The organism is Mucilaginibacter lappiensis, assembly GCF_050433765.1.
GTDB lineage: Bacteria > Bacteroidota > Bacteroidia > Sphingobacteriales > Sphingobacteriaceae > Mucilaginibacter > Mucilaginibacter lappiensis_A.
In genome coordinates, this window is the sequence record NZ_JBNPWP010000001.1 from 862,566 (window position 1) to 886,806 (window position 24,241).

At 42.1% G+C, this 24,241-nt stretch carries 13 protein-coding genes; 1 reads left to right on the forward strand and 12 read right to left on the reverse strand.

The window, feature by feature from the left end; all coding sequences use genetic code 11:
- Nucleotides 1–9: 9 nt before the first annotated feature.
- From M2273_RS03550 to M2273_RS03600, 11 genes are all read right to left on the reverse strand, one after another.
- Nucleotides 10–2,763: a family 78 glycoside hydrolase catalytic domain gene (locus M2273_RS03550; RefSeq protein ID WP_429393068.1), complete on the reverse strand. Its 2,754-nt coding sequence runs from the start codon at nucleotides 2,761–2,763 to the stop codon at nucleotides 10–12.
- A 3-nt stretch (nucleotides 2,764–2,766) separates the two neighbouring features.
- Nucleotides 2,767–5,565 carry a glycoside hydrolase family 2 TIM barrel-domain containing protein gene (locus M2273_RS03555; RefSeq protein WP_429393071.1) on the reverse strand — a complete coding sequence of 933 codons (2,799 nt, stop codon included), beginning with the start codon at nucleotides 5,563–5,565 and terminating at the stop codon, nucleotides 2,767–2,769.
- Between the two features lie 7 nt (nucleotides 5,566–5,572).
- Nucleotides 5,573–7,003, reverse strand: a complete 1,431-nt coding sequence (locus tag M2273_RS03560; protein WP_429393074.1) for a sialate O-acetylesterase — start codon at nucleotides 7,001–7,003, stop codon at nucleotides 5,573–5,575.
- A gap of 29 nt (nucleotides 7,004–7,032) precedes the next feature.
- Nucleotides 7,033–8,871: a six-hairpin glycosidase gene (locus tag M2273_RS03565; protein WP_429393076.1), complete on the reverse strand. Its 1,839-nt coding sequence runs from the start codon at nucleotides 8,869–8,871 to the stop codon at nucleotides 7,033–7,035.
- A gap of 1 nt (nucleotide 8,872) precedes the next feature.
- A complete protein-coding gene (locus M2273_RS03570) occupies nucleotides 8,873–9,817 on the reverse strand; it encodes a glycoside hydrolase family 43 protein (RefSeq protein ID WP_429393078.1) in 945 nt (314 codons plus the stop codon).
- A 19-nt stretch (nucleotides 9,818–9,836) separates the two neighbouring features.
- The gene (locus M2273_RS03575) at nucleotides 9,837–11,222 is read right to left on the reverse strand and encodes a glycoside hydrolase family 140 protein (RefSeq protein ID WP_429393080.1); all 1,386 of its coding nucleotides are present in this window, start codon (nucleotides 11,220–11,222) and stop codon (nucleotides 9,837–9,839) included.
- A gap of 6 nt (nucleotides 11,223–11,228) precedes the next feature.
- Nucleotides 11,229–14,387 (reverse strand): DUF6298 domain-containing protein, encoded by a 3,159-nt coding sequence (locus tag M2273_RS03580; protein ID WP_429393082.1) that lies wholly within the window; start codon nucleotides 14,385–14,387, stop codon nucleotides 11,229–11,231.
- Between the two features lie 26 nt (nucleotides 14,388–14,413).
- Nucleotides 14,414–16,066 (reverse strand): pectate lyase family protein, encoded by a 1,653-nt coding sequence (locus M2273_RS03585; RefSeq protein WP_429393085.1) that lies wholly within the window; start codon nucleotides 16,064–16,066, stop codon nucleotides 14,414–14,416.
- Nucleotides 16,067–16,134: 68 nt separating this feature from the next.
- The gene (locus M2273_RS03590; protein WP_429393088.1) at nucleotides 16,135–17,961 is read right to left on the reverse strand and encodes a RagB/SusD family nutrient uptake outer membrane protein; all 1,827 of its coding nucleotides are present in this window, start codon (nucleotides 17,959–17,961) and stop codon (nucleotides 16,135–16,137) included.
- Between the two features lie 13 nt (nucleotides 17,962–17,974).
- A complete protein-coding gene (locus M2273_RS03595) occupies nucleotides 17,975–21,190 on the reverse strand; it encodes a SusC/RagA family TonB-linked outer membrane protein (RefSeq protein ID WP_429393090.1) in 3,216 nt (1,071 codons plus the stop codon).
- Between the two features lie 114 nt (nucleotides 21,191–21,304).
- Complete coding sequence (locus M2273_RS03600; RefSeq protein WP_429393092.1) at nucleotides 21,305–21,976, reverse strand: DUF3826 domain-containing protein; 672 nt, start codon at nucleotides 21,974–21,976, stop codon at nucleotides 21,305–21,307.
- A 428-nt stretch (nucleotides 21,977–22,404) separates the two neighbouring features.
- Between M2273_RS03600 and M2273_RS03605 the strand changes: the two genes are divergently transcribed.
- Nucleotides 22,405–23,295, forward strand: a complete 891-nt coding sequence (locus M2273_RS03605; RefSeq protein WP_429393094.1) for an AraC family transcriptional regulator — start codon at nucleotides 22,405–22,407, stop codon at nucleotides 23,293–23,295.
- Here the strand turns inward: M2273_RS03605 and M2273_RS03610 are convergent.
- Entirely contained in the window at nucleotides 23,290–24,225 is a 936-nt protein-coding gene (locus M2273_RS03610; protein WP_429393096.1) for a dihydrodipicolinate synthase family protein, read from the reverse strand. The two genes, M2273_RS03605 and M2273_RS03610, sit on opposite strands and share 6 nt — an antisense overlap.
- Between the last annotated feature and the right edge of the window lie 16 nt (nucleotides 24,226–24,241).

The following is a 24,241-nucleotide window of genomic DNA, read 5'->3' on the forward strand; positions in this document are numbered from 1 at the left end:
ATAAATCATTTAATTTTTAACTTCAAAACCATAACTACCTGATCCAATTTGAAAAATGGCTCTCCCATTTTCCATTTTAATCAGTTTAATATTTTTTATGCCTGTTATTTTTTGGCCGCCTTCGGTTATATTACTGGTCGAATTTACCGGTATATAAACCAAAGCTTTACTGTTGGGTGGTATGGTTATATGCCAGTTGAAATTGGTTTTATCGCTTGTCCAGCTACTTTTCACTAATCCATAAGGAGTTTGATACGAGGCATCAACCTTATCCAGACTTTCAATGACCGGGGGAATCATTACCATTTCTTTAAAACCCGCGTTTATAGTTTTTATACCAGCCAGGTCCTGGTAAAACCAGCCTATCAGATCGCCAAGAAGCATAATGTGGTTGTGCGAGTTCATGGCCGGGTTAGCGGTATCACCATTCCATAATTCCCAAATGGTTGTAGCGCCATGTTTAACCATGTAACCCCAGCTTGGGTAATCACTGTTGGAGGCTATACGGTAAGCCAGATCAGGCCGGCCATATTCTGTGAGCCCACGCATGAGCCATTGGGTACCGATAACACCTGTGCTGATATGGCCATTAGCTTCATTCTGAATTTTATCAACTATGTTTTTAAATACTGCCTGGCGATTTGCAGCCGGGGTAATACCAAAGTAAAGCGGCAGCAGATTAGCTGTAACCGTATTGTTATCGTATTTAAAATTCTTTGTATCGAGGTATTTTTGGTTGAAGGCGTTGCCAATGTTCAGTTGCAAAGTCGCGAAGGCTTGCGCGTCGGCAGGTTTATGGAGCAGTTTGGCAAACTTCTGCATCAAACCTGAGAGGTGGTAATAATATGCTGTAGCAATAAGCTGACCATCGGTATTACGTGTAGGATCTTTAGAGTGGATCAATTCCGGCGATTCAGGGGGTACACACCAGTCGCCATATTTATCTTTAGTCACAATATAATCTTTCATGTATTTTAAGCGCATATAAGCCATCCATTTTTTCATGGAGGCATAGTGCTTCTCAATGGAAGATCTATCGGCAAACTGACGATAAAGCATATCAGCTACCAGGATATATGTACCAGGCCATGTCATGTTATCACTATAATAGTTCCAATAAGCAGGGGCTACATCGGGTATGGCTCCATCTGGCTTTTGCGAGTCGGCAATATCATCCAGCCATTTGGCATACAGGTTTCCGTTGGCAAACACAAAGCTTTCGCCCAGCGAACCCACCGCGCGGTCGCCCAACCAGGGCATACGTTCGTTACGCTGCGGGCAATCAACCGGCATACCTTTATAATTGCTCAGTATGCCCCAATAGGCGTTATGATAGATTTGGTTAATGAGTGGATTTGATGTTTCAAAGTGCCCGATAGTAGCCATGGCATCATATACTACCTGCCCCTCAAAATCTGAAAGTTCGGGTTTACCGGGATAGCCACTGATCTCTACGTACCTAAAACCGTGATATACAAATACCGGGTGCCATGTTTCCTGTTCTCCTCCTTTTAACGTATACACATCAGTTACTTTAGCATCGCGCAGGTTAGCAACGTATAATTCGCCGTTAGGTTGTAGTGTTTCGGCATAGCGTAGGGTCACCTTATCGCCTCGGTTACCCATTACACGCATTTGCAACCAACCGGCCATGTTCTGCCCCATGTCCATGGTCCAGGTGCCGGGTTTAAGCTGGGTAACACCTATAGGTTTTACTGTAGCCATCACTTTGATGGGTTCATTCATCTGCGCCTCTACCCTGCCGCCCGGTGATTCAACCAGTTCTGCCTTTAACCATTTACTATCATCAAAACCGCCGCTGTTCCACCCCGGAAACTCTTTGGTAGCGTCATATTCTTCGCCGTCATACTCGTTATTGGTACGGATGGGGCCATCTGCAGTAAATTTCCAGCTGCCATCGCTTACAATTAATTGTTTGGTACCATTGGCATATTCCACCTCCAACTGCAACAACATTTTAGGGAAGCCAAACTCCTTGATCTTTTTGGGTTTATACTTTGGGCGCATGGTAAAAAAGCGGCCATTTCCCAATACAGTAGCAATGGTATTTTCACCTTGTTTAATGTTTCGAGTAACGTCAAAAGTGCTGTATTTTACCGACTGCGTGTAGTCTGTTGGCGGCTCAGCCAAAACCTGATCGCCTATGGTTTTGCCATTTACATATAATTCATAATGACCCAGGCCAACTATATAAGCCGTAGCTTTTTTTATACCCGGTTTAACATCAAATTGTCTACGATAGTAGCGAGCTGATAAACGGGAGAATTTGGAAACACTGTCCCAGGGAAAACCATGATCATAACCTACCCAACGGGCTTTCCAATCGGCAGTGTTCAGCAAGCCTTCGGTCCATTTTGCGGGTTCGCTCCATTTACTTTCAACGTTGCTGGTCCATACTTTAACTTTCCAAAAACAGACCGTGCGGCTTATTAACGGCTTACCAGCATAAGCGATCAGGATGGATTGATCTGAATTTACTTTGTGCGAATCCCACAGATCGCCCTGATTAGCGGCCAACTTTGCAGCCGTTGAAGCTACAATTATTTGATAAGCGGTTTGATTAGTATTACGCGCATCGCTCATGATCTGCCAGCTTAAACGCGGATGAACGGTGCCAATGCCCAAAGGATTTTCCAGCATTTCGCACTTCAGGTTTTGGAAGCTGACATTGGCATAGCAATTTAAGCAGCAGCTTAAAACAGCGATGAACATGAGGGTGATATGTACCGATATCTTCTTCATCAATTATTTACCCGAGAAATCAAAGTATAAAGTGAGCGGCAATGCATCCTCAATATTCTTATCGTAATTAAAATATTTATTCTTTTGTCCGCTTGCACCGAGGTATTCCGCCTTTTGCGATTTGGTACCTATTGGCGTGATACCGTGCATAAATGATATATCGCCAGATGGAAATGCAGGTGCAACGTTGTAAGTTTTTTGAGGATTAGCGGGTGTAAACAGGCGCATGAACACATCCTGGTTATTGCACACTATAGTTATGGGCTGACTGGTAGTTTCCAGCTTCATCCAATACAGGTTAGAATAATATCCTTTAAACTCGGGATAAACTACATTACCCTGCCCGGTTATGGTATTATTATATGCCTTATTCCAAACACCCAATGAGGTTCCTTTCATCCGGTTTTTCCAAACGCGGTATGGGCCATCGCCTAAATAGGTTACGCCTTTTACTTCCTTTTCGGGGAAAGAGAAATTAACACCCAATAATGCAGCCTCTTCGCCTATCGGCCAGTATCTTACATCCAGCTGTACCCAACCCGATGGGTAGATGGTCCATTTAAGCATAGGTTCGGTTTTCTTGGGAGGGAATTGTGCTTCAATAATTAGGTTATCACCATCGTAACGGTGCGTAAGTTTTTGAAAACCTGATTGGTCTTGCCCTTCGATCAATACAGGGCCGTTATTAAAAGGGATATTTCCTTTAGCGTTTTTTACTTTTACCAGTATGCCTGAATTTCGGTTAAATTCCAGTTCAATGCCATTGTTGGTTTTAACTTTAAACAGGGAATCTGTTTCTTCGACCGAGGCTTTACTCCCTCCGGTTTTAGTGATCATACCCGCAGTAATTTTATCATGGCTGCTGATCGGAAAACTCCAGGTATACAGCTCATGTTTAGTAATGTCATAAGCCGTTACATACAGCACATCAAAATTTTGCCAGCCTGCAGGTAATTGCAATTGCAGGTTACCGTACTGACCCGGCGCTACATCGGGCGAAGCAATAATTCCGGTTTTAGGTGCGATGCCCGCTTTGTGATATGGATTATCCAGCCTGGCCAGTTTATAGCTAAAGCTGCATTGTTTTAAGTTGGTGTAGAAAAACCGGTTCTCTAATCTTATCGTCCCGTTAAATGCCGGAGTTATTTCACGCGGTTCTAAATAAACCGGACTCCAAACTTCTTTAATGGTGTAATAGCTACCTTCTTTTTCGTGATACGGGCCAACAATACCATCCGGGCCATGGTCGGCATCTGTATCCAATTCGCCATTCTTATCTGTACGCACTACGGCCTCATCAGCAAAATCCCAGATAAAGCCGCCTGCCGATATAGGCGTGTGCCACATCTGATCCCAGAAATCATCTAAACCCGCGCCTGCGCCGCCATCGTAAAGACCGTGTAAAAACTCGGTTGGGAAAAATACATCGTGCCCATGCATTCCTGTACCTGTACCATAATCATAATTGATATAGTGCTGGGTATTTGTACCCCGGAAAATACCCCAGGGATGTATGAGCGGACGTTTTTGTATATCCAACTCGTCAAATAAATGGTCGAGATCAAAATTAAAACCACCCTCGTTACCGTTATCCCATAATACAATGGAAGGATGATTAATATCTTTCTCAATCAGTTCTTTCACCAGTTTGGAGCCTACCTGTGTATCATAATGTTGATGCCAACCGGTTAACTCATCCAATACAAACAGACCCAATGAATCGCAAGCATCCAGAAAATGATCATCAGGCGGATAGTGAGACATGCGTACCGCGTTCATGTTCATATCCTTCAGCATCTTTACATCTTCGATACTTATTTTTTTATTAAGCGCCCTGCCGGTGGTTGGCCAAAAGGAATGGCGGTTGACGCCCTTAAACTTGATCTTTACGTTGTTTACGTAAATACCATCATGAACACGCAACTCAACCGTGCGGAAACCAAACCTTTGTTTTACACTATGCACAGCCTTGCCATTCTGATTGAGGGTAAACACCACGTTATACAGGTTAGGAGATTCCGGTGTCCATAATTTAGGAGATGCAATTCGGGTACTGATATTAACCAGCGTGTCGCCGCTCTTTACTTTAGTAGTAAACGCTGCACCTACTTTTTGACTGTTGAGTGCATATACCTGCCCGGTTATGGTGCCTGCTTTAGCTGCCGAAAGTTTCAAAGCCGCTTTCAAATTACCATTGGCCTTGGCATCAACTGCATAATAATTAATATTTGTTTTAAGAGAAACTTCGAGAAAAACCGGGCGGAAGATACCACCGAAGATCCAGAAATCACCTTTTCTTTCAGCCGCGTTCACAGACGCATTGGCCGAGTGTTTGGAAACTGTTACCTCCAATAGATTTGATTTGCCATAATTAAGCAAACCGCTCACATCATATTTAAATCGATAAAACGAGCCCTGATGGATGGCCCCTGCCGATTTGCTGTTGAGCTTAACTTCAGTATCGGTCATAGAGCCATCAAAAACAATATTAATAGCTTTACCCTGCCAGGCAGCCGGCACGGTAAATTCGTATTTGTATAATCCTTGTTCCTTTCCCCTTAAACTATCCTTAGCCAGGCCGTAATTGTATTTTCCAAAACCTTGAAATTCCCAGTTTGATGGCACTGGGATAGTAGTCCATTTACCCGAGTTACGTCCTTGGGTACAAAAGAACTGCCAGTTAACTGTATGATCGCTGCCGGTGCCTGATAAGTACATTTTTTGCGTTTCCTGGGCACGGGTATTTAATCCGGTTAGTATTAACAGTGCACCTATACATATTTTAAAACAGGCAGATCTCATAGATTTGTTAGTTTGAGGTTAAGGTAAATTTCAATGGGTTATCTGTACGAAATGGAACTGCAGGTAATCCGTTCTTATTATAAAAATTGGGCTGGGCCGACTCTGACCAGGCAAAACGTGCAGCTGCCGGGGCGCTTATCGATGAGGCTGAAACTTCCACTGTATTACCTTTGATCACAGCTTCGGCAGCTACAAATTTGCCATCTGATCCGGCAATGGTAAAATCAGTGAGCGGTTTGCCATTATGACTAACCAGACCATCACTCGCATACTTAAAATCAAGAATGATCTTATTGCCGCTGATCTTCATATCCTTGTACATCGGCCCTGAGAAAACCACATTCTTTTGTCCGTAAGTATTGGCTAAAGCCAGTAATTCCAACCGGCGGCCAACTTCCCATTTAAAAGGAGGATGGATATTTTTCAGATCATCGTTCAGATCGGTAGTAACAATCATTCCGGTATGAGGGATCTGCAGGGCCAGGGTTTGGGCCTCACGCAATTCGGGTTCTGTAAATTCTGTAAAAGGTACCTGTCCTTTACTTTGCGAGTAATAAAATGGCGCTATTTGCACATAATAAAAGGGCATGTTTTTGTTGTTCCAAAGCCTGCGCCAGTTATTGATGAGCGCCTCCATTTTGTAGGTATAAGTAATGGTTTCGGCCAAAAAACAACTGGTTTCCCCTTGGTACCATAAAAATCCTTTAATAGCAAATGGTGCCAACGGCACTATCATTTTGGGGTAGAACTTACCAGGATCATTTTCAATTTTGATATTGTTGGCTTTAAAATAAGGAATGGCATCATAGGCCTCCTGTGGTGCCCATGGTTCAATATGGCTGCCGCTTACTGCTGATGAAATGATACCGACCGGTACATTCAGATCATGATTAAGGTTTTTAGCGAAAAAATAACCTGCTGCCGAAAATGCTCGTAAGGCTGAATCTTCTGCAATGCTCCAGCCTGAGTGCGTAGAGTCGGGCTTTTGCAGGTTCTTTTGGGTAACTAAAAAGATCCTGATTTGCGGGTTATGCGCCCGGTCGAGCTCATCAACCGGTGAATTTATTGTACTGGTATCTGGCTTTTTTACTTTGCTGTTCTTACGCATTTCATACTGCATATTTGACTGGCCCGAGCATAGCCATACCTCACCTACCAGGATATTATCAAGTTTTACAGTATTGGTACCAGCAATAGTTAATACCGCAGGTTTTGCTGATGCAGGCATAGGGTTAAGCTTTACCATCCATTTACCTGCGGCATCGGCTGTAGTTGTTTTAGTTTGTCCGTTAAACTTAACGGTTACCTTTTCGCCAACAGTAGCGGTTCCCCAAATTGGCACATATTGATTACGTTGTAACACCATACCATTGCCTAATATTTTAGGTAAAACTACCTGGGCATTGCTGTTAGTAAAGCAAAACAGACCTATTATCATCCAGCAAAAAATCGCCCCCCTCTTCATCCTTAATAATTGCTTGTTTTAAATGATTTAATATAGAATATAGCCTGTTTAGCAGCTTCACCGGGTTTAGGTAAGTCATAATCCTGATCGGTTGGGGTATCTGCGTTAGGGAAACGTCTTACATCACCGGTTCTGAAAACTACACGGTTAATATCGAGCACAGGTGCAAAAAACAAACTGGTCAATACATCCTTCCCATTTACGTTCACCGTATAAAAGCGGGTATTGGTATGTAATTTTAGAATGATGTGGTAGGGCTTACCTGCCTCATACTTCATAATGTTCTTATCGCGATACCCTGCTTTGGTATAGAATCTGCCAGTCGAATCAAGTGTAAGCCTGATAGCGGCATCTCCCTTTTCGTTCTGGAATTCAATATCCAGTTTGCCGGTATTGTTTTGCCCGGGGATGATGGTAAAATCGGCCAATAACTTTTTAGATGCAGGTACAACCCGTTCCGCTTTGGCATAATCAAACGGGTCGCTATCCTTTAGCGTAAGGCTCTTTTCGCCATCAGGGGCTTTTTCAATGGTTACAGGCGCCCATTGCGGACTATAGGTGTTCCACTTTTCAAGTTCTTTACCTGCGGGCATATCATTAAAAACCTCACTGGCATGAGCATCGGCAATTTCTGTTACCTGTACCGGGATGGATGATACCCATATATCCTCCTTATTCATGCTATAGGTTACCCATAGTTTACCATCAGGCGGGGTACCGTTGCCCTCTTCTATGCCCCGCACATACTGCGGTCCGTAAGATTTATAGGCACCTCCATAACGCAACGAGGTAATTTCACCATTCACCAATAAAAGGTTCGTGTAATCCAACCCGTTCTGACTTACGGAAATAGCCAGCGGCCACCGGAACTCCGACGGGTTATAAACTGTGGCGTATTTACCATCAGATGTGCGCTGCCCCCATATTTTGGCATTGCTATTTACAAAGCGCGGCGCGCGCGAAGCATTTGCGGGCCAGGTTTTGCCATTATCTATACTGATTGCCGTAAGGGCGTTTTTCCATAAACCCACCACGCGACCATCAGGCAGGTGATAAAAATTAAATGCTTTATATTCCTTGTGCAATGGTATTAATGGATCTTTTCTGTCGGTTTCTTCAGCCCATTGCATCATCATTAAAGGGTTAGCCATGAGCTCATCGCAAGCCTGTACAAAGCCTTTGTCCTTACTGGTTTTATAAAAAGGATAACTGGTGTTTTTTTCGTTCCATTTAGGATTATAATGGATAAAATAGATTGGGCCGTATTTACCATTGGGCAAAACCTCGCGCACTACGCGACCAATTCCAAGACCGTCATTGGGGTCATCGTGGCCATCTAAACAAATACCATAAAAACCCAGTACCAGCAAGCGTTTTGATTTGGCGGTATAAAAACCCATACGCTGGTGCATCACCGAATATAGGTCTTTAGCTACACCGGGATGTCCCTCTTTTGTAGTGCTATCTGGTATTTTATACTGAGGAAATACCACCGCTGGTTTCGACCAGCTTTGACCGTCTTTAGAAGTAATTACCAGTGTTTGGCCCGGGGGAATGCTCTCTCCTACCTTATCGCTCAAATATTCTACATAAAAAGTATTGTTCCAATAGGCCAGCATCGGGGCATGGTTATAGGTAAAACCAAAGCCATCAGCCAGCTCAGGATGTTCGCGGTTAGCCCGGAATATCTGTTGACTATGAACCCCTATTACAGGGCTTAATTGCCCATGATGATAATCTACATTAACTACAGTATTGCCGGTATAGTGCACGGTATCCTGCGCTTGCGCGGCATAAGTAATTAAGGTAAAAAGTAATATATTGATGATGATCTTATTCATGTTAGCTTCTGTCGTTTTTCAACTGTGTTTCTTTTAACAATAGGTTCAGTTGTTTTTTGGTCACTTTAAATATGGTACCATGCTTATGCCCTTCGGGCACCTTTACGCTATCTGATATATCTGTAAAAGTTTTAAAATCGGTTGTGCGCATGGCGCCATATCTTTTTAATCGGTACGAATCGTAATAAATAAGCCAGTTGTTACCTGACTTGGTCATAGATGGCCCCTCGCTGTACATTTCTGTAAAGCGTTTGGTATAATTGGTGTATGGGCCAAGCGGATTATTGCTGAAAGCTATCAGTATGCTGCGGTTTGGCCTGGTGTTATCCTTCATCACCAGCACATAATCATTTTTTGCCCGTTTAACAATTTCGGCGTCAATTACGCTGAAACCGGGATCGAGGAATAATTTTGTTGGAGCGAATGTTTTGAAATCTTTAGTGGTGGTGTAATACAGGCGATGATTGTTATTTTCAGGCTCCTGCCCTTTAGGGAAACGGTTTGGTATAGTTGAGGCCCATACAATGATAAACTGATCAACTTCATCATCATAAAATAGCTCCGGGGCCCAGGCATTAACCGCTGTTGGCTCATAACTCATTACATTGATGTGCTGCTGCGCCGACCAGTGGATCAAATCTTTTGAGCTGGCATAACCAATACCCTGATCATCTTTCCAGCCGGTAGTCCATACCAAATGATAAACGCCATCAGGTCCCTGGGCTATGGATGGGTCACGCATGATCTTAGCGTCGCCGGCTTCCGGCTTTATGAATATGTGGTTCAGATCTGTCCAGTGATAAGCATCATAGCTGTATAAAAAGCGTAAGCCCTCATTAGCCGGTTCATGAAACGAGGTGAATAAGTACACGTTTTTACCTGTTTTGCATGATAACATCAAAACAAGGGCAAATCCTAATAACATGTATTTAACAGATCGGTTCATTTGTACTTTATTTTCAGGTTTATATTGCGTCAATGACCAGTACCCAATCATTGCCATTTGCTTTTTGGCCGGGAGGATTAAATTTAAGCGTTTTTGCCTTTGCAACCGTTCCAATAGCTGTAACTTGTCCGTTACGCGGGTTATACCATGACGCTTTTATCTTAGTCCCTTCCAGTTTTTCGGTATTGATATTGATGTCCCTGCCGGTATAAGTATATATAAATGCATAGTTTTTACCCCTTGTTGCGATAAGTCGATCATACTTTTGCCCCTGCCCACCGGCAATTAACGACTGATCCGGTACCCGGTCAAAAAACGGCCGGGATAACATGAGTTTTTTCAGATAGATCATCTGTTGGGCACCGGGGTCATTGATGGAATTATACCAGTATCCTTTTGAACCGTAAGCGGTTCTCTTCTCGCCAGGCTTATGCATTTGCATTACATCGTTGTTGCCATAAGTATATCCGCAGGCACCCGCAAATACCGACCAGTAACCATAACGTCTTACATCGGCAGCCGTCCACCGGGGGAGGTTAACATCATGCAACCCATGAGGGATCCTTTCATAAGATGGCTCGGCATCGAGCGTTGGTTTTACGGGTGTTTTAGCGTAGTCAACCTGTACATATTTCCAGTTATCTTCTCCATAATTAAGATCTTTTTTAGAAGTGTCCTGCGCATAAGTACGGTGACCGGATTGGAAGCAGTTAAAGCTTAACCATGACTGGTCATGAAACCAGGTAGATGATTGTGTGCGCCCGCGGGGATGAAAGGTAATTAAATGTGTGGTATCCAGCGCATGTAATACATTACCAATAGCATTCCATGTTTTTAGTGAATCTGTGCCTGGGATATCACCACCGTTCATCCAGATAATGTTTGACCGGTTACGGTATCTTTTAGCCAAAAACTCGGCGTATATTTTCGCTTTTGCTGCTCCAATATGACTTCCTTTTACTACTGCGCCCCATACAGGTACCATAGCTATATAAATCCCTTTTTCAGCGGCTTTACTAACTATCCAATCAATATGATCCCAATAATCGTATTCATTGCCTTTGCCAAAGGTATTGCCGGGCGTTATTTTAGGTTGGGCGATATTTTTACCGATCAAAGCCGAATCGCCATAAGCATTCATTTCGCCTATGCTGTGTACCACCATTACCTGAATTACATTAAAACCTTGTTTACTACGTGTATCCAGGTATTGCTCGGCTTCTTCACGCTTCATTTTAGAAAACAGGAGCCACCCGGTATCACCCAGCCAGAAAAATGGTTTCCCATCTGCAGTAAAATACCGGTGATTTTCGGATACTTTTAAGGGCTGCATTACCGGATCACTGCTTTTAAAAGAAAAAAGCAAACCACAAGCAAATACTATTAAAACAACTTTCTTCATCATAAATAATTAGTTACGGCTTAGCCATAAAATGGCAGTCCCAGCTTTCGGGCTTTTTATTTCGACACCATTGCCGCCTTTTATCTGCTCTCCGATTGCAATTTTGCCTGTTTGGGCATCTATCCATTGCGCTTTATAACCACCTGTCGGCAAGTCTAAACGAATGGCATTATCAGAACTGTTGTAAACAACATATCCCTTAGCCGCCCCTAAAGCGAATTGATCTTTAGGTGCACCTGGTAATGCAATTGATTTCATGCTGCTTGCCGCAGTTAAAAACCCGCTGTCCGTTCCGGAAGGCAATACCGGCAATGAACCTCCTGCCATGAATACAGCCCAACCAAAATGATCATAGCCATCGGCAGAGAATAACACCGCCTTATCCGGGTATTTGGTGCGGTATTCATGCACGGCACGGTAAACCTGTTCAAACGATGCTGCTTTGGGCTTAAAAATACGTGCTTGCTGGCGTGGGGCAAGGCTTTGACCCCCAATAGGTGCATAAGCATCGCCGTTGGCCTGGTAATACCAATACCTGATATCGATCACGTTAATAACCGATGCTTTAGTGGGATCGGCCAGTATCGCATCCTGTACATCTTTAGTGGCGCTAAGGCCTATAATTTCTTTCTTTTTATGGGTGGTTTCCCATTGTTTAATGGTTTCAACCCAAAACTGCATAAAATGAAGCGGGCCGGTGAACTCTGCCCCAATCAACTGAATTACACCGTTGTTGCCCGCAAAATTATCCATGCATTTATTGATATAAGCCTGATGCAGCTTACGCCTTGCCGGATTAGTTTCATCATAAAACTGTTCGGCCATAAACTGGCGCTTATCGCCTGCATAAGGAACAGGTTCGGGGAAACCGCTGCCATTAATGTTATTGGCTGTACGCCATGGAAAATCGGTATAGTGAGCTCCTGCCTCAATAATATTGTGCTGGAAATAATTCTGATGTACCAGTACCAACCCTTTTTGATCGGCCAGATCAGCAAATTTCTTCAGGCGATCCCAGTACCAGGTGTTGTATTTAGTAAGATCATATTTACTTAAGCCATCATAGGCTAACTCTTTACCGCTACGGGCGAAAGGCAACTCGTAAAATGGCGCCCATACATCGCCATCCATACGGCGGATGCGTTCGTGATCGTCACGGCGGCGATCATACCATAAGCCGTAATTATGCTCAAAGGCTACAATATTATTTTTAACCATCCAATTGCCTACCTCATTCAGATCATCGGTCAATCCGGTTCCGGTTTGACCAGGTACCCAGCGGGTAATGGCTGGCTTGGCTGTTGTCGATGTATAATCTGGATGAACAGTACCGCTCCACCAGGGAGTTTCAAAATGCCTGCCTGCCAGCACGGTATTACCACGCACCAGCCAGCCATTTTCAACGCTCATTTTTGGAGCCATAACAGGCGCAGCGGCTTGCTTATAACCCAATTGATCAATGGTTTTAGCGCCGGCTGATGAGGTATTGACCGGTGTTTTTTCAGCAGCCAGGTTAATCAGGTCAACAATGGTTACTGCCGGCTTTTTTGCATCGGCCATTAACGCGGCTGCTTGTTCAACAGTTGGACTGCTTGATGGCTCTGTAGCCGGATATAAAATATTGGCCTGCTTACTTACATCCTTATTTAAGCGGTTTGCTAACTGCGCATAGTAAAAACTGCGCGGATTGATAGTACTGTTTGGTGATTCCCAATAGCCATCGCCTGCAAATTGTGCCCAGGTACCAAAGGCCCAGTTTTGGGCGGTTGGTGGCTGGTAACAATCCACACGGGCAGCAGTACAGTTCCAGAATAAGCTGTTGGCAGCGTTCCATCCTGCTCCCTGGCCATCCTGGCCGCGGTTCATGTAGCTTAATGCTTGTCCGTCAATGTTACCAATATCAAATAAAATTCCTGAAGCCCAGCTGTCGATACTTCCGCTAAAGCTGTAGGATTGTGATGACATGCATTGTACAAAGGCAGTTGGGCCAGGAGCACAATACCCGGTGGCAAAATCATGAAAGCCTTGCTCCGAATATAAACGTTGGAACAGGGTTTGCCCGCCCATAGTTAAAAATGTATTACGGCGTTGCCCACCTATTTCGGATATTGGAGACTGAGATTTACAATCTTCAACAGTAATACGGTTTCCTGTTGATCCTACAAATACCGCTGAACCTGCAAAGTGCTCAAATGTAACCTGGCGCACCCAGGCATCAGCAACATTTTCCATAGTGATAGCCATCCAGCGATGAGCTTCATCTTTTGGGTTTAATGGATCATAAGTTGACTGTAATTTTAAATTTTCTACACCCACCTGCACTATTCTACCTGGCCATTTATAGGTTGCTATAAGCCCACCACCATAGGCAGTATCTAAAGCTGTAGTAAGAGGTGCATCAAGGGTGATGGCACTGCCATTAACAGCAACTACCTTTCGATCCCAGTAAATATCACGTTCGCCGGGTTTCCAGGCTAATGCGGTTAGGTCGCCACCAAAATGATCAGTTTTTATAGTGTTGATCCAGGCCTGCGTGCTTGGCCTGTGCACTATAACCATATCACCGGTTTTAATATCAGCACCGGAGGCTATATGCACAATATTGGCATTTACAGGTACATAAGCATCGGTGATTTTAATTTCTTTTTCGGTTTGCCTGTCGTTTTTACCTGAAACATGAATAAAAGTTTCCCTGTCTTTTCCAGCAGCCAATAGTATGGTTCCGTTTGTACCCATTCCACTACCCCGCAAAACAACTCCCGAGGCATTTATTTTAAGGCTACCATTAACATTATATACCCCTTTATTAAGCAATACAGCACCACGAACACCATCCTGACCGGCAGGTAATCCTGCAACATAATCCAGTGCAGCTTGTATCCTCAGGGTAGCATCACCTGGTTTTAATGGAACTACTACACGCACAGTGGCCTCAGGTATTGGTTTCTCCGAAGCCATATATCCACAATAGGAATAATCAGGAATGCGGTCGCCATTTGAGGCAATGGCATAGATCAGCTTCCCTCCTTTATCAGCAGCGACAGGAGACTGAGGTTTAACTGCCTTTTTTTTACCCTGAGCAAATAAGGGTGCATGCAATTGCACACACCCCAGCATTAACCAACTCAGAACATAAAAAAGACCTTTTTTAAACTTAAATCCTAACATCGCCGTTTGTATATACTTATTTTATGTTAGTTAATCTTTTTTTCGCCTTTTAAGGCTACCGCATTTAAATAAACCTCAATATTGGTATAACCACCACCATTTTTTGCCGGCAGTGCAGAGTCATCCGCGTTTTTAGGGTTTAAACCATGTGCAGTTTCCCAATCATCAGGTAACCCGTCATTATCAGCGTCTTTATAGGGTGATCCTTTATATTCAGGGTATCCGCCAACCTGCCAGGGAGCTGTGATGATACCTAACTTGTAAGAGTCTTTTGGTAATTTACGCACTTTAAACTGATATGCAGTATCGGTTTTCATCTCCTTAAAAGTGATCTTTCCGGTACGTACCTGCTCAGTTATACGTACATCAACCGGATCGCGTTTTGGCAAAGTTGCACCTGCATTGGCAATAACAAATTTAAGCGCATCGGTAGCCGGCAGAATAGTTACCGGAGCCATTGGGAAAGGGCTATCAGATTTCATGTAATCTTTATATTCGCCTGCATCTGGCATTTCTTTACCTCCTGGGCCCTCAACCTGAATGCCACCTTTCCAGGGATCTTTAGTAACTTCGGGATAGCCTTCCATGATGTTGCCAACCGCATATACCCGACCAAATACTCTTTCTTTAAGCTTACTACGGCCTGATTCCGGCTTAAGTATACGATGACCAACCGGCTGATCTTTAGGTGTAACCGGACCGGGTTTAAAATAATTATTGATAATATTATAATTGGTGGTGTAATCGCCGCCGTCCATTGAACGATGGTGCCAGTTGAATACTACGTTGTTAACAAAATTGTAAACCCCGTTCCAACCAACCGACGGATTACGCCCAGTATTATCGGCCCAAAGATTACGAAGCATAGTGCTATTTTCGCCACCCGTAGTGCTACCGAAGGCATGATTCCAGTAATCAAGCGACTCTGAGTAAATACAGTTTTGTATGGTAATGTTAACCGTTCCAAGTTTTTGTTCTTTTGAACCATCACCAGGATCAAACATGTGCCTGTACATAGAGAAGTTTTCGTCAAGACCCCAGCTTGCTGATACGTGATCAGCTATAATATTTCCTATGGGGTTACCGCCTAAGGCATCATCCCTGCGGCCCACATTGGTTTCGCCCCTGCGGAAACGCATATAACGGATAATCACATCATGAGTATTTACCCAAAACGATTCGCCCGCCACACAAATACCATCACCTGGGGCTGTTTGTCCCTCAATAGTGATGTATGGAGCCCGTACTATAATTGGTGTTTTAATATGGATTATACCCGCAACATTAAACACAATGATACGTGCACCACCTTTTTCGCAAGCGTCACGTAAGGTTCCTGGTCCGCTATCGGCAAGACTCGTTACTACATAAACCTTACCTCCACGTCCGCCAAAAGTATATTTACCACCACCTTCGGCGCCTGGAAATGCAGGTATTTTTGCCTGCGGCAAATCGGTTGGTCTGGCTGCCCAGGGCACAAATACTTTACCTCTTCGCTGATCGGCTTTTATAATAGGTAATGCCACCTGCCATGCGGAATCTGAACGACGTGTTGCCTCTTTCATTAATGCTTCACTCTCTTCTTTTACCTTTTGAGGTATATCCGGATACTGCGCAAAAGCAGGCTTTGCAAAACCCAACGCTGCTGCTATTAAAAATAAGGCTGTGTGTTTTTTCATATTTAAAATGATCGTTATTCTTATGGTTTATATAAGACAGCAGCAGTACCGCTGCCTTATAAATTGATTTACTGTAATGGGTCAAAAGAACCATTATCCCAACCTTTGGTTTGCAAAATCTTGGGATCATTGGCTATGGTTGACGGTGGAATAGCAAAGAAGCTATAGTTTGGCTGCCAGTTTAAGTTGTATTTTGTATCCAGTGGTTTTGTTGTAATAGTAAAAGTGTTTGAATACAGGTCATCTAAAGGCCCGGTCTCACGTGTATTTTTTATATAATCAGATTTGCTCCCCGTATTTTTAAGTACAATGGTAAGGCCTAACCTGGTTTTCTTATTATTCAATAATGGCAACAACAGGTTTCTTCTTCTCAAATCCCAAAAGCGTTTACCCTCAAATGAAAACTCAATTTCACGTTCACGCATAATTGCATTGATCATCTGGTCATGTGTCATGCCTGGATCCAAACCATATAAGCCATCGCTCCCAGCTTCAATACCTGCTCTTTTTCTTACAGCAATTATGCCCGAATAAGCTTCTTCGCCTTGGCCTAACTTGTTTAATTCGGCCGCACATTCTCCAAGGTTCAGCAATACTTCGGCATAACGTATCTCCATCCAATCGGTCCCGCTATATTGTACATTGCTGGCATCAACACTTGAGTTAACTGCTTTACGCAAATAAAAGCCGGTATTGGTAGCACCTGTTATTTCGGTACTGGATGATTTAGTTCCATTATCATCAGTATAGAATAGATAAGTCCACAACCTGTAGTTATTGTTTCCTAATATTGGCCATAAACAGCCATTATAAGCAACTGTAGCATCAAAACGCGGGTCACGGTTTTTATAAAATGTTTGCAGGGAATAGCTATACTTAGTTGATACACCAGGAGCTTTACCATCAAGCATTGGATAATCCTGAACAAAATCCCAGCTTGGCTGTGATGAACTACTCCCAGCACCTAAATAAGCCGGTCTTACCGATTTATCATAGGTGTTGTTTTTTGAGGTGTACTGAGCCGTAGAATTATTAAATCCGGTTACCAATACGGCTTCGGGATTATTCACTTCCGAAAACCACATGTTTTGATAAGAAGAATTTAAACCAAAGCCGCCGCTTTTCAATAAGTTGTTAGCCAGTGTGTTGACATCATAGGCCGCCTGCCACCTTGATATGTCATTAGCAGGATTAAATTGCGGACTTGCATAAGTTAGTAATACACGGCCTTTAAATGCCGCCGCGGCTCCCGATGTTACGCGTCCCCAATCGTTAGATTGTGGCCACTTTACAGGCAAATATTTGATAGCCGAATCAAGATCACTGGCAATTTGCTTAAAGCACTCTGATGTTTTACTACGTGGTAATGCAGCTTCACTTTTAGCATCTCCAACCGAAGGCAGTGGTGTTAAAACTAAAGGCACACCACCATACACGCGTACCAATTGAAAATAACGATAAGCTCTAAAGAAGTAGGCTTGTGCTAAAAATCTTCTTTTAACACCGGCAGCTAAAGTTCCGGCGCCACAATCCCTTATGAAGGTATTGATAACCCTTATCTTGCCATAAGTATTGCCACTTGAATTTGCTACACCTATGTCGCCCACATCAGTGTTGATAGCAATACCCTGCAAAAACTTATTATCACCATATGATTCATCTGATAAGCCGCTGATACCACCGCTTGCGCTAAACATGGCTCCGCCGTCATTACCATACCACACAGGCAAATTTTGGTCATATATATAATCAATATTCTGTTTTACCAGTGTTGAGTCGCCAAAAATAATACTGGCAGTACCCTTTGAAAGATCAACTTTATCAAGTGCTTTTTTGCAACTTGTAAACAGCAGCGCTCCTATGAAAACTGCTATTGTAATTTTATATATTTTCATATAATTTCTTTATTTAGAAGCCTACATTTAAACCAAAAGTATACGATTTTAATACAGGATAAGTGGTGTAAATAGAACCATTATCCCTATAATCATATGGATTATACAGGTTGAGCGGATTAACACAATTTAAGAATGCCCGGATACTGCCTACCCCTAATGTGCCTGATATTTTTGTTGGAAATGTATATGACAAGTTTAGGTTAGTCATTCTAAATTGAAAAGTACTTTTCATCCAAAAATCAGAGTTTACGTTATAATCAGACGCAAAATATGGACTGGGATATTTTGCATCGGTATTCTCTGGTGTCCAGTGATCAGCCCAGAAAGCTGGTCTGTTTGATGTGGCGGTTGCGGCACTTCTGGCATCACCCTCGATATTTGTAGCACCGCCCCATGAAAGGCCCATTACTACAGACACTGAAAAGTTTTTATATGATCCACCAAAATTAAAGCCACCAGAATAATGGTTGTTATTCTTGTTGGTAAGATAAATCATATCATTATCATCAATTTTACCATCCGGGCCATCATAACCTCCGGGAACATTCGGGTTTCTTGCCCCCCTTACATCCTGATAGTATAACATACCAGCTGTTGGTTTAAAACCATACACCGTATAATTAGGATTTGCTGCAGCATAAGCAGCCGCTTCGGCCGGAGTTCTAAACATACCCAATGATTTCAGACCTAAAAATCCAAGATCATCAGAACGGCCAAGCAAATCACGATATGTCCCAACATCACCAGCAGCCTGATCTATCTTTAAGATCTTGTCATCACTCCAGGCTAGGAATGGAGAAACATAGTAGCTAAAATCCTTGCCAATTCTGTCTTTCCATGAAACGGATATCTCATAACCAAAACTGTTTATAGAGGCATAATTTTCAGGAGGGGTGGAAGCGCCAATAGTTAAAGGAACAGAAGCGTTAAGGGTTTGAAGCATATTATAGTGGTGATTCAAAAAGCCATCAACCGTAAGCCCTAAACGGTTGTTCAGGAATTGCATATCCAAACCAACGTTGTTTTTTAAATCGCTATCCCACCTGATACCACGATTAGCAATAGCTACGTTTTGAAATATAGCCAACCCCCTGTCTCCATTGCCACCAAACACAGCGGCTTTTTGCTGTTGTGCAAAATTGTAATTTTCCTGATATTGGAAGGGCTTGGTATTATCGTTACCCAGCAAACCAACTGATGCCCTTATTTTTAAAAGGTCTATGAATTTAATATTACGTTTAAAAAATCCTTCTTCAGAAGCTACCCAGCCTATAGAAGCTGATGGGAAATATCCCCATTGGTTTTCGGGAGGGAAATTAGTATTCGCATCTGCACGGTAAGACAATTCAACCAGGTATTTATTATCGTAACTATAATTTAACCGTCCGGCATAAGATAACCTTCCAGATTCACTGGTTGTTTCAACAGAGGTTTGTGTACCGATAGCAAAATTCTGGTTATCATATCCGCCTACAACAACACCTTCAACCATTCCGGCTAACCCATCGGTAAAAACCTCAGATTGTTCAACAAGTGCCAGCGCTGAAAATTCATGCTTGCCGATCTTCTTATTAAATGATATAATACCATTTAACTGATAATTATTGGTATAGGTTGGATTAAGCCTTATTCTGTCACCATTCTTTAACAATACAGGACTTCCAACTACATCTCCACCAGGAATGTGGTGATTTTCGCCCAGGCCCGCGAATTGGGTTGCGTAATAAGATGTACCAAATTGCTTTCCAAAAAAGTTGTTAATGTTTTTATTATAATTAACACTTAATTTTAAGCCTTTTAAAAATGGCACATCATAATCTGCCCGGGTTTGTACGTTAAGTACCGTAGTTTTGCTTTGTGTGTAGTTATTCTCCTTACGGGCTTCAAAAAAGTTAAAGCTTTCGCCATTGTTAGAGTTGGTATTTCCGGGAGTAATCAATGCCGGCAAACCATTAATATAATATTGTGTCCATTGAGGGGCCTGGGAAAGATATCTTACATCATTATCGGCATTTTCACTACCTTGTTTATAAAAAAATCTGGTATCGTCATTAAGTGACCCGCTCACTGATAAGGATACCTTTAACCCTTTGGCTACATTAGCATCTGCACTTGCCCTGTAGGTCCAGCGATCTGTATTTACACCTTTAAAATTTGAGTTTTGAGAAATGTACGTGGCACCGGCAAAATAGGTAACTTTGTCTGATCCTCCGCTTACACTAAGTGCATGACGCTGCAAGTATGATGTTTGCCAGGCTTTTTTTAGCCAATTGGTACTATTTGCCGGATCAGCAAAATAGGCAAGTTCGTCTGGCGTATAAAAGCTTGTAAGCTTATTGGTCGAACTGCCATCAATGTAACCATGATCGTCAATGGTATGATTACCATTATATGATTGACTTGCACGTGCAAAATCATTTAAATAGGTGGCCTGTTGCAGGCTGGTCATCATTTCAGGTAATTGTGTAGCATCTGTTAAACCCACAGACCCACTATAAGTAACCTTTGGCGCGCCTGACCTACCTCTTTTGGTCCGTACTACAATTACACCATTGTCACCTCTGATACCGTAAATGGCAGCTGCAGCATCCTTAAGCACTGATATACTTTCAACTTCGGTTTGATCAAGGGAGTTAAAATCAGCCAGATTACGCTGAACATCATCAATAATATATAACGGTTGGTTAGATCCACCATCTTTTGATAAATAAACCGGGTTACGAATAGTAATTGAAGCATTATCGCCAGGGCGGGCAACCCCGCCGGCAACACTAACACCCGGCAACTGGTTACGCAGTGCTGAAGCCAGGTTTGTTGTGGGTATATCTTGTATCTGTTTGGTATCAATAGTGCTAATAGCTCCGGTTAAGTGAATCTTCTTTTGTTCACCATAACCTACTACCACTACTTCATCCAGGCTGCTTGAAGTGGCTACCAATTTAAAATCGGCATTCATTTCGCCTATTTTTAAGGTCTTTTCCTGATAAGCATATCCTATGTACCTTACACCTACCACTATGCTTTGTAAATTTGTGGCTTTAAGTGAAAAACGTCCATTCAAATCGGTTGTTGTACCGCCATTGCTGCCTTTAACCTGCACAGCAACGCCTATTAGGGGTTCATTTTTGTCGCTGCTCACAACCGTTCCCGTTATGGTGCGGTCTTGTGCCATGAGTGTATTACTTATTAAAAGCAATACTGCAAACAAGAGGAAAATTTTTCTCATAAAAAATTGATTTGGGTTTCATATAATTGGGTTAATTAATTGGTAAAAATTTGAACAGGCACTATAGTTAATACTTCTCAATTATTAACTATAGCTAAAGCCGTTATCGGTTTATTAATTCTTAGCATTCCTTTCTTTTATCCGTTTCTGCCATTCTTCGCCCTCCTTTTTCATGTCGTAGCCCTGTGCCGATAAATAATTATTGATACGTCCTTTGAATTTGCCAAACCAGGCGTGCTTTTTTTCTGACGACTCCGCATCAATAGCATTTTCGCGGGCTTCTATCAGCCATCCTTTGATCTTCACTTTTTGGGAGTCGGTAAGGTTGGGCAGTTCATCAAGGTAGGCTCCGTAAGTAATAGGATATACCCTATAGGTCATGCCATCCTTAACTTTATCAATCTCGTCTGCACTTAATTCCTTACCTAATTTTGCAAGATAAACTGTGTGCAATGTTTTTAACTGCTTATTTACATTACTATCTATATCAGCAATTTTGATAGTAGCTGCGGCTTTATCATCGCCTGATTGTTCTTTTATTTGCTTAGCTTTTGCATTTCTGCTATTATATATATCGTTTAAACTACGATACTGCTCTACAATAATATCACGCACTTTCTTAAACTTAACAGAATCGGTGATACTTAATACCATGACAATTTTGCTTGATCGTTGTGTAATTACCTGGGTATAATTATCCTGATCGGTGCCTGATGAGGCTGCTTGAGCAAAAGCCATTGCAATTCCCGAAAAAATGAACATCAACATTATTATATATCTTTTCATACTCATTAATTTAATTTTAAAGGAGCTCTGTATTTGGTTTTAATTTCGCATCATCAATTATCTTTTTGCATAATTTAATTGTGTTTATCACAATTAATCAAATGCATATATTTTATCAATACTTAATTCAAAAACAAAATGTATCGCTTAACTATATTGGTTTATGTTTGGGGTAGTCGCTTCCTGTATCACAGGATGCTTTAACAAATATCAAATATTAGCCCTTGTCATTTCTACCTGTATTTATCAATTTATTGTACAATCCTATCATAACACTGCTTTTTCAATCTATCTGATGAAGGTCAAGAGAATGTTACTTTTATATAAACAGTGTTTCATTTAAATTTTCTATTTTTAAAAATTATAAACCAATCAATACACAGCGTATAATCTGTCCATTTGATAACCAGTTAGTGATTTTTTTAAAAATGAAGCCCCATTTTCTTAAGGTTGCTGTAAAACCGCAAAACTCTTTTAGTATCAGGCATGATATTTTACCCACCTTCAGAGGGATATGGCATTATCATCCTGAACTGGAATTACACTATGTGATTAAGGGCGAAGGTGTCCGTTTTATCGGTGATAATATCAGCAATTTTTCGCCGGGAGAAATTACTTTGCTTGGTGAAACCCTGCCGCATTGCTGGCGCTGCAAGGATGAATATTTCCAACCTGATTCTGGCTTGAACGTTGAAGTAATTGTTATTCATTTTTTACCCGACTGCCTGGGCAAGTACCTGTTAAATTTACCAGAGACTTATTTGTTGCCTAAGCTATTTGAAAAAGCTAAAAGCGGAATGGTTATTGGCGGCCCTGCAAAACTGGAGTTAGCCAAATTGATGAGGCAAGCTGTTAATTCCACTAATTTAGACCGTATAATTATTCTGCTATCGATATTAAAGATACTGGCCGAAAATGAGGATTTTGAACCGATTATATTATCGCCTAATGAGTTCCATCAATCTAATGAGTCTGATACCATACGGCTAAACAAGGTTTGCTCTTATACACTGGCGAATTATAAAACCGAGATCAGTCTGGAAAAAATAGCTGCTATTGGAAATCTTAGTGTTACTTCATTTTGCAGGTATTTTAAACTGATGACCAAGAAAACCTATTTTGATTTTTTAACCGAGATCAGGATCAGTCATGCCTGCCGTTTTTTAATTGAAGATAAATTACCTACCGAGGTGTTGTGTTTTGAATGTGGGTATAACAATATTTCGAACTTTTACCGTCATTTTAAAAGAGTTACAAAAATGACCCCGCTTGAATATAAAAGAAGATACCTGAAAGGGCAAACAGCTAAAGTATTATAAATAATTTTTTATCCCTACACTGCTTTGCAGGTGAGTATAATCGCTGTATAAATTTTCGATCTGATTGCGGATAGCCGGCGAAAAATTACCCACATCACGCCTGGTAGTAGTTGATATTTTTAGTCCGCGTTTTGTTAAGTAGTATTTCGCCACTAACGGGTACACATTATGCATCACATCCATATTGTCTATCAAAAATTGCTGTACCATAGCCACTTCCTGTTGTAAGGCTATATCAGCGTAGTTATTGCAAAGCCAAACAATCATCTCCGGAAAAAAATTACCCTGAATACAGGAAAGACCTGCTGAACCAGCCTTAAGCGAATCAACCGCGTGTGCCATATAAGCATCATATAAACCAAAAGCCGGGTTAACTTTGCCAGCCTCCAGTTTCTGCTTTACCAGGTTAATATCAAGACAGGTATCTTTATGATAAATTACCCTGCCAGTTGCCACAAAATCAGTCAGTTGTTGTGGCGATAATAACCTTTTGTATGGAACAGGGCATTCATAAAAACCCAGAGGGATACCCGGGGTCTGATCTATCAACTCAAATACCCTGTCATTAAGCACGGCAACGGCTTCGTTCTCATCTGCCAATAAGCTGGTGATGGCTATTACTGCTGCCGTACCGGTATCATGTACTCGCTTTACAAAATCAGCTTGTTTAGTAATTGGCCCGCCAAAGGTGCCGGTAGCAACAACAGGTATGGCTCCGTTAACTACATTTATAACATGCTTTATCACCTGTAAGCGCTCTTCATCGGTAAGTTCAAACATTTCGCTGGACAGACAATTGGCAAACAGGCCCGATGCACCGGCTTGCAAATACATTTCAGTTAATTGAGTAAGTATCTCATAATCAATATCACCATTATCTTTAAAAGGAGTTAACATTACGGGTATAAAACCTTTCTTTTCCTGTTCCATTGTATTATAAATTGTT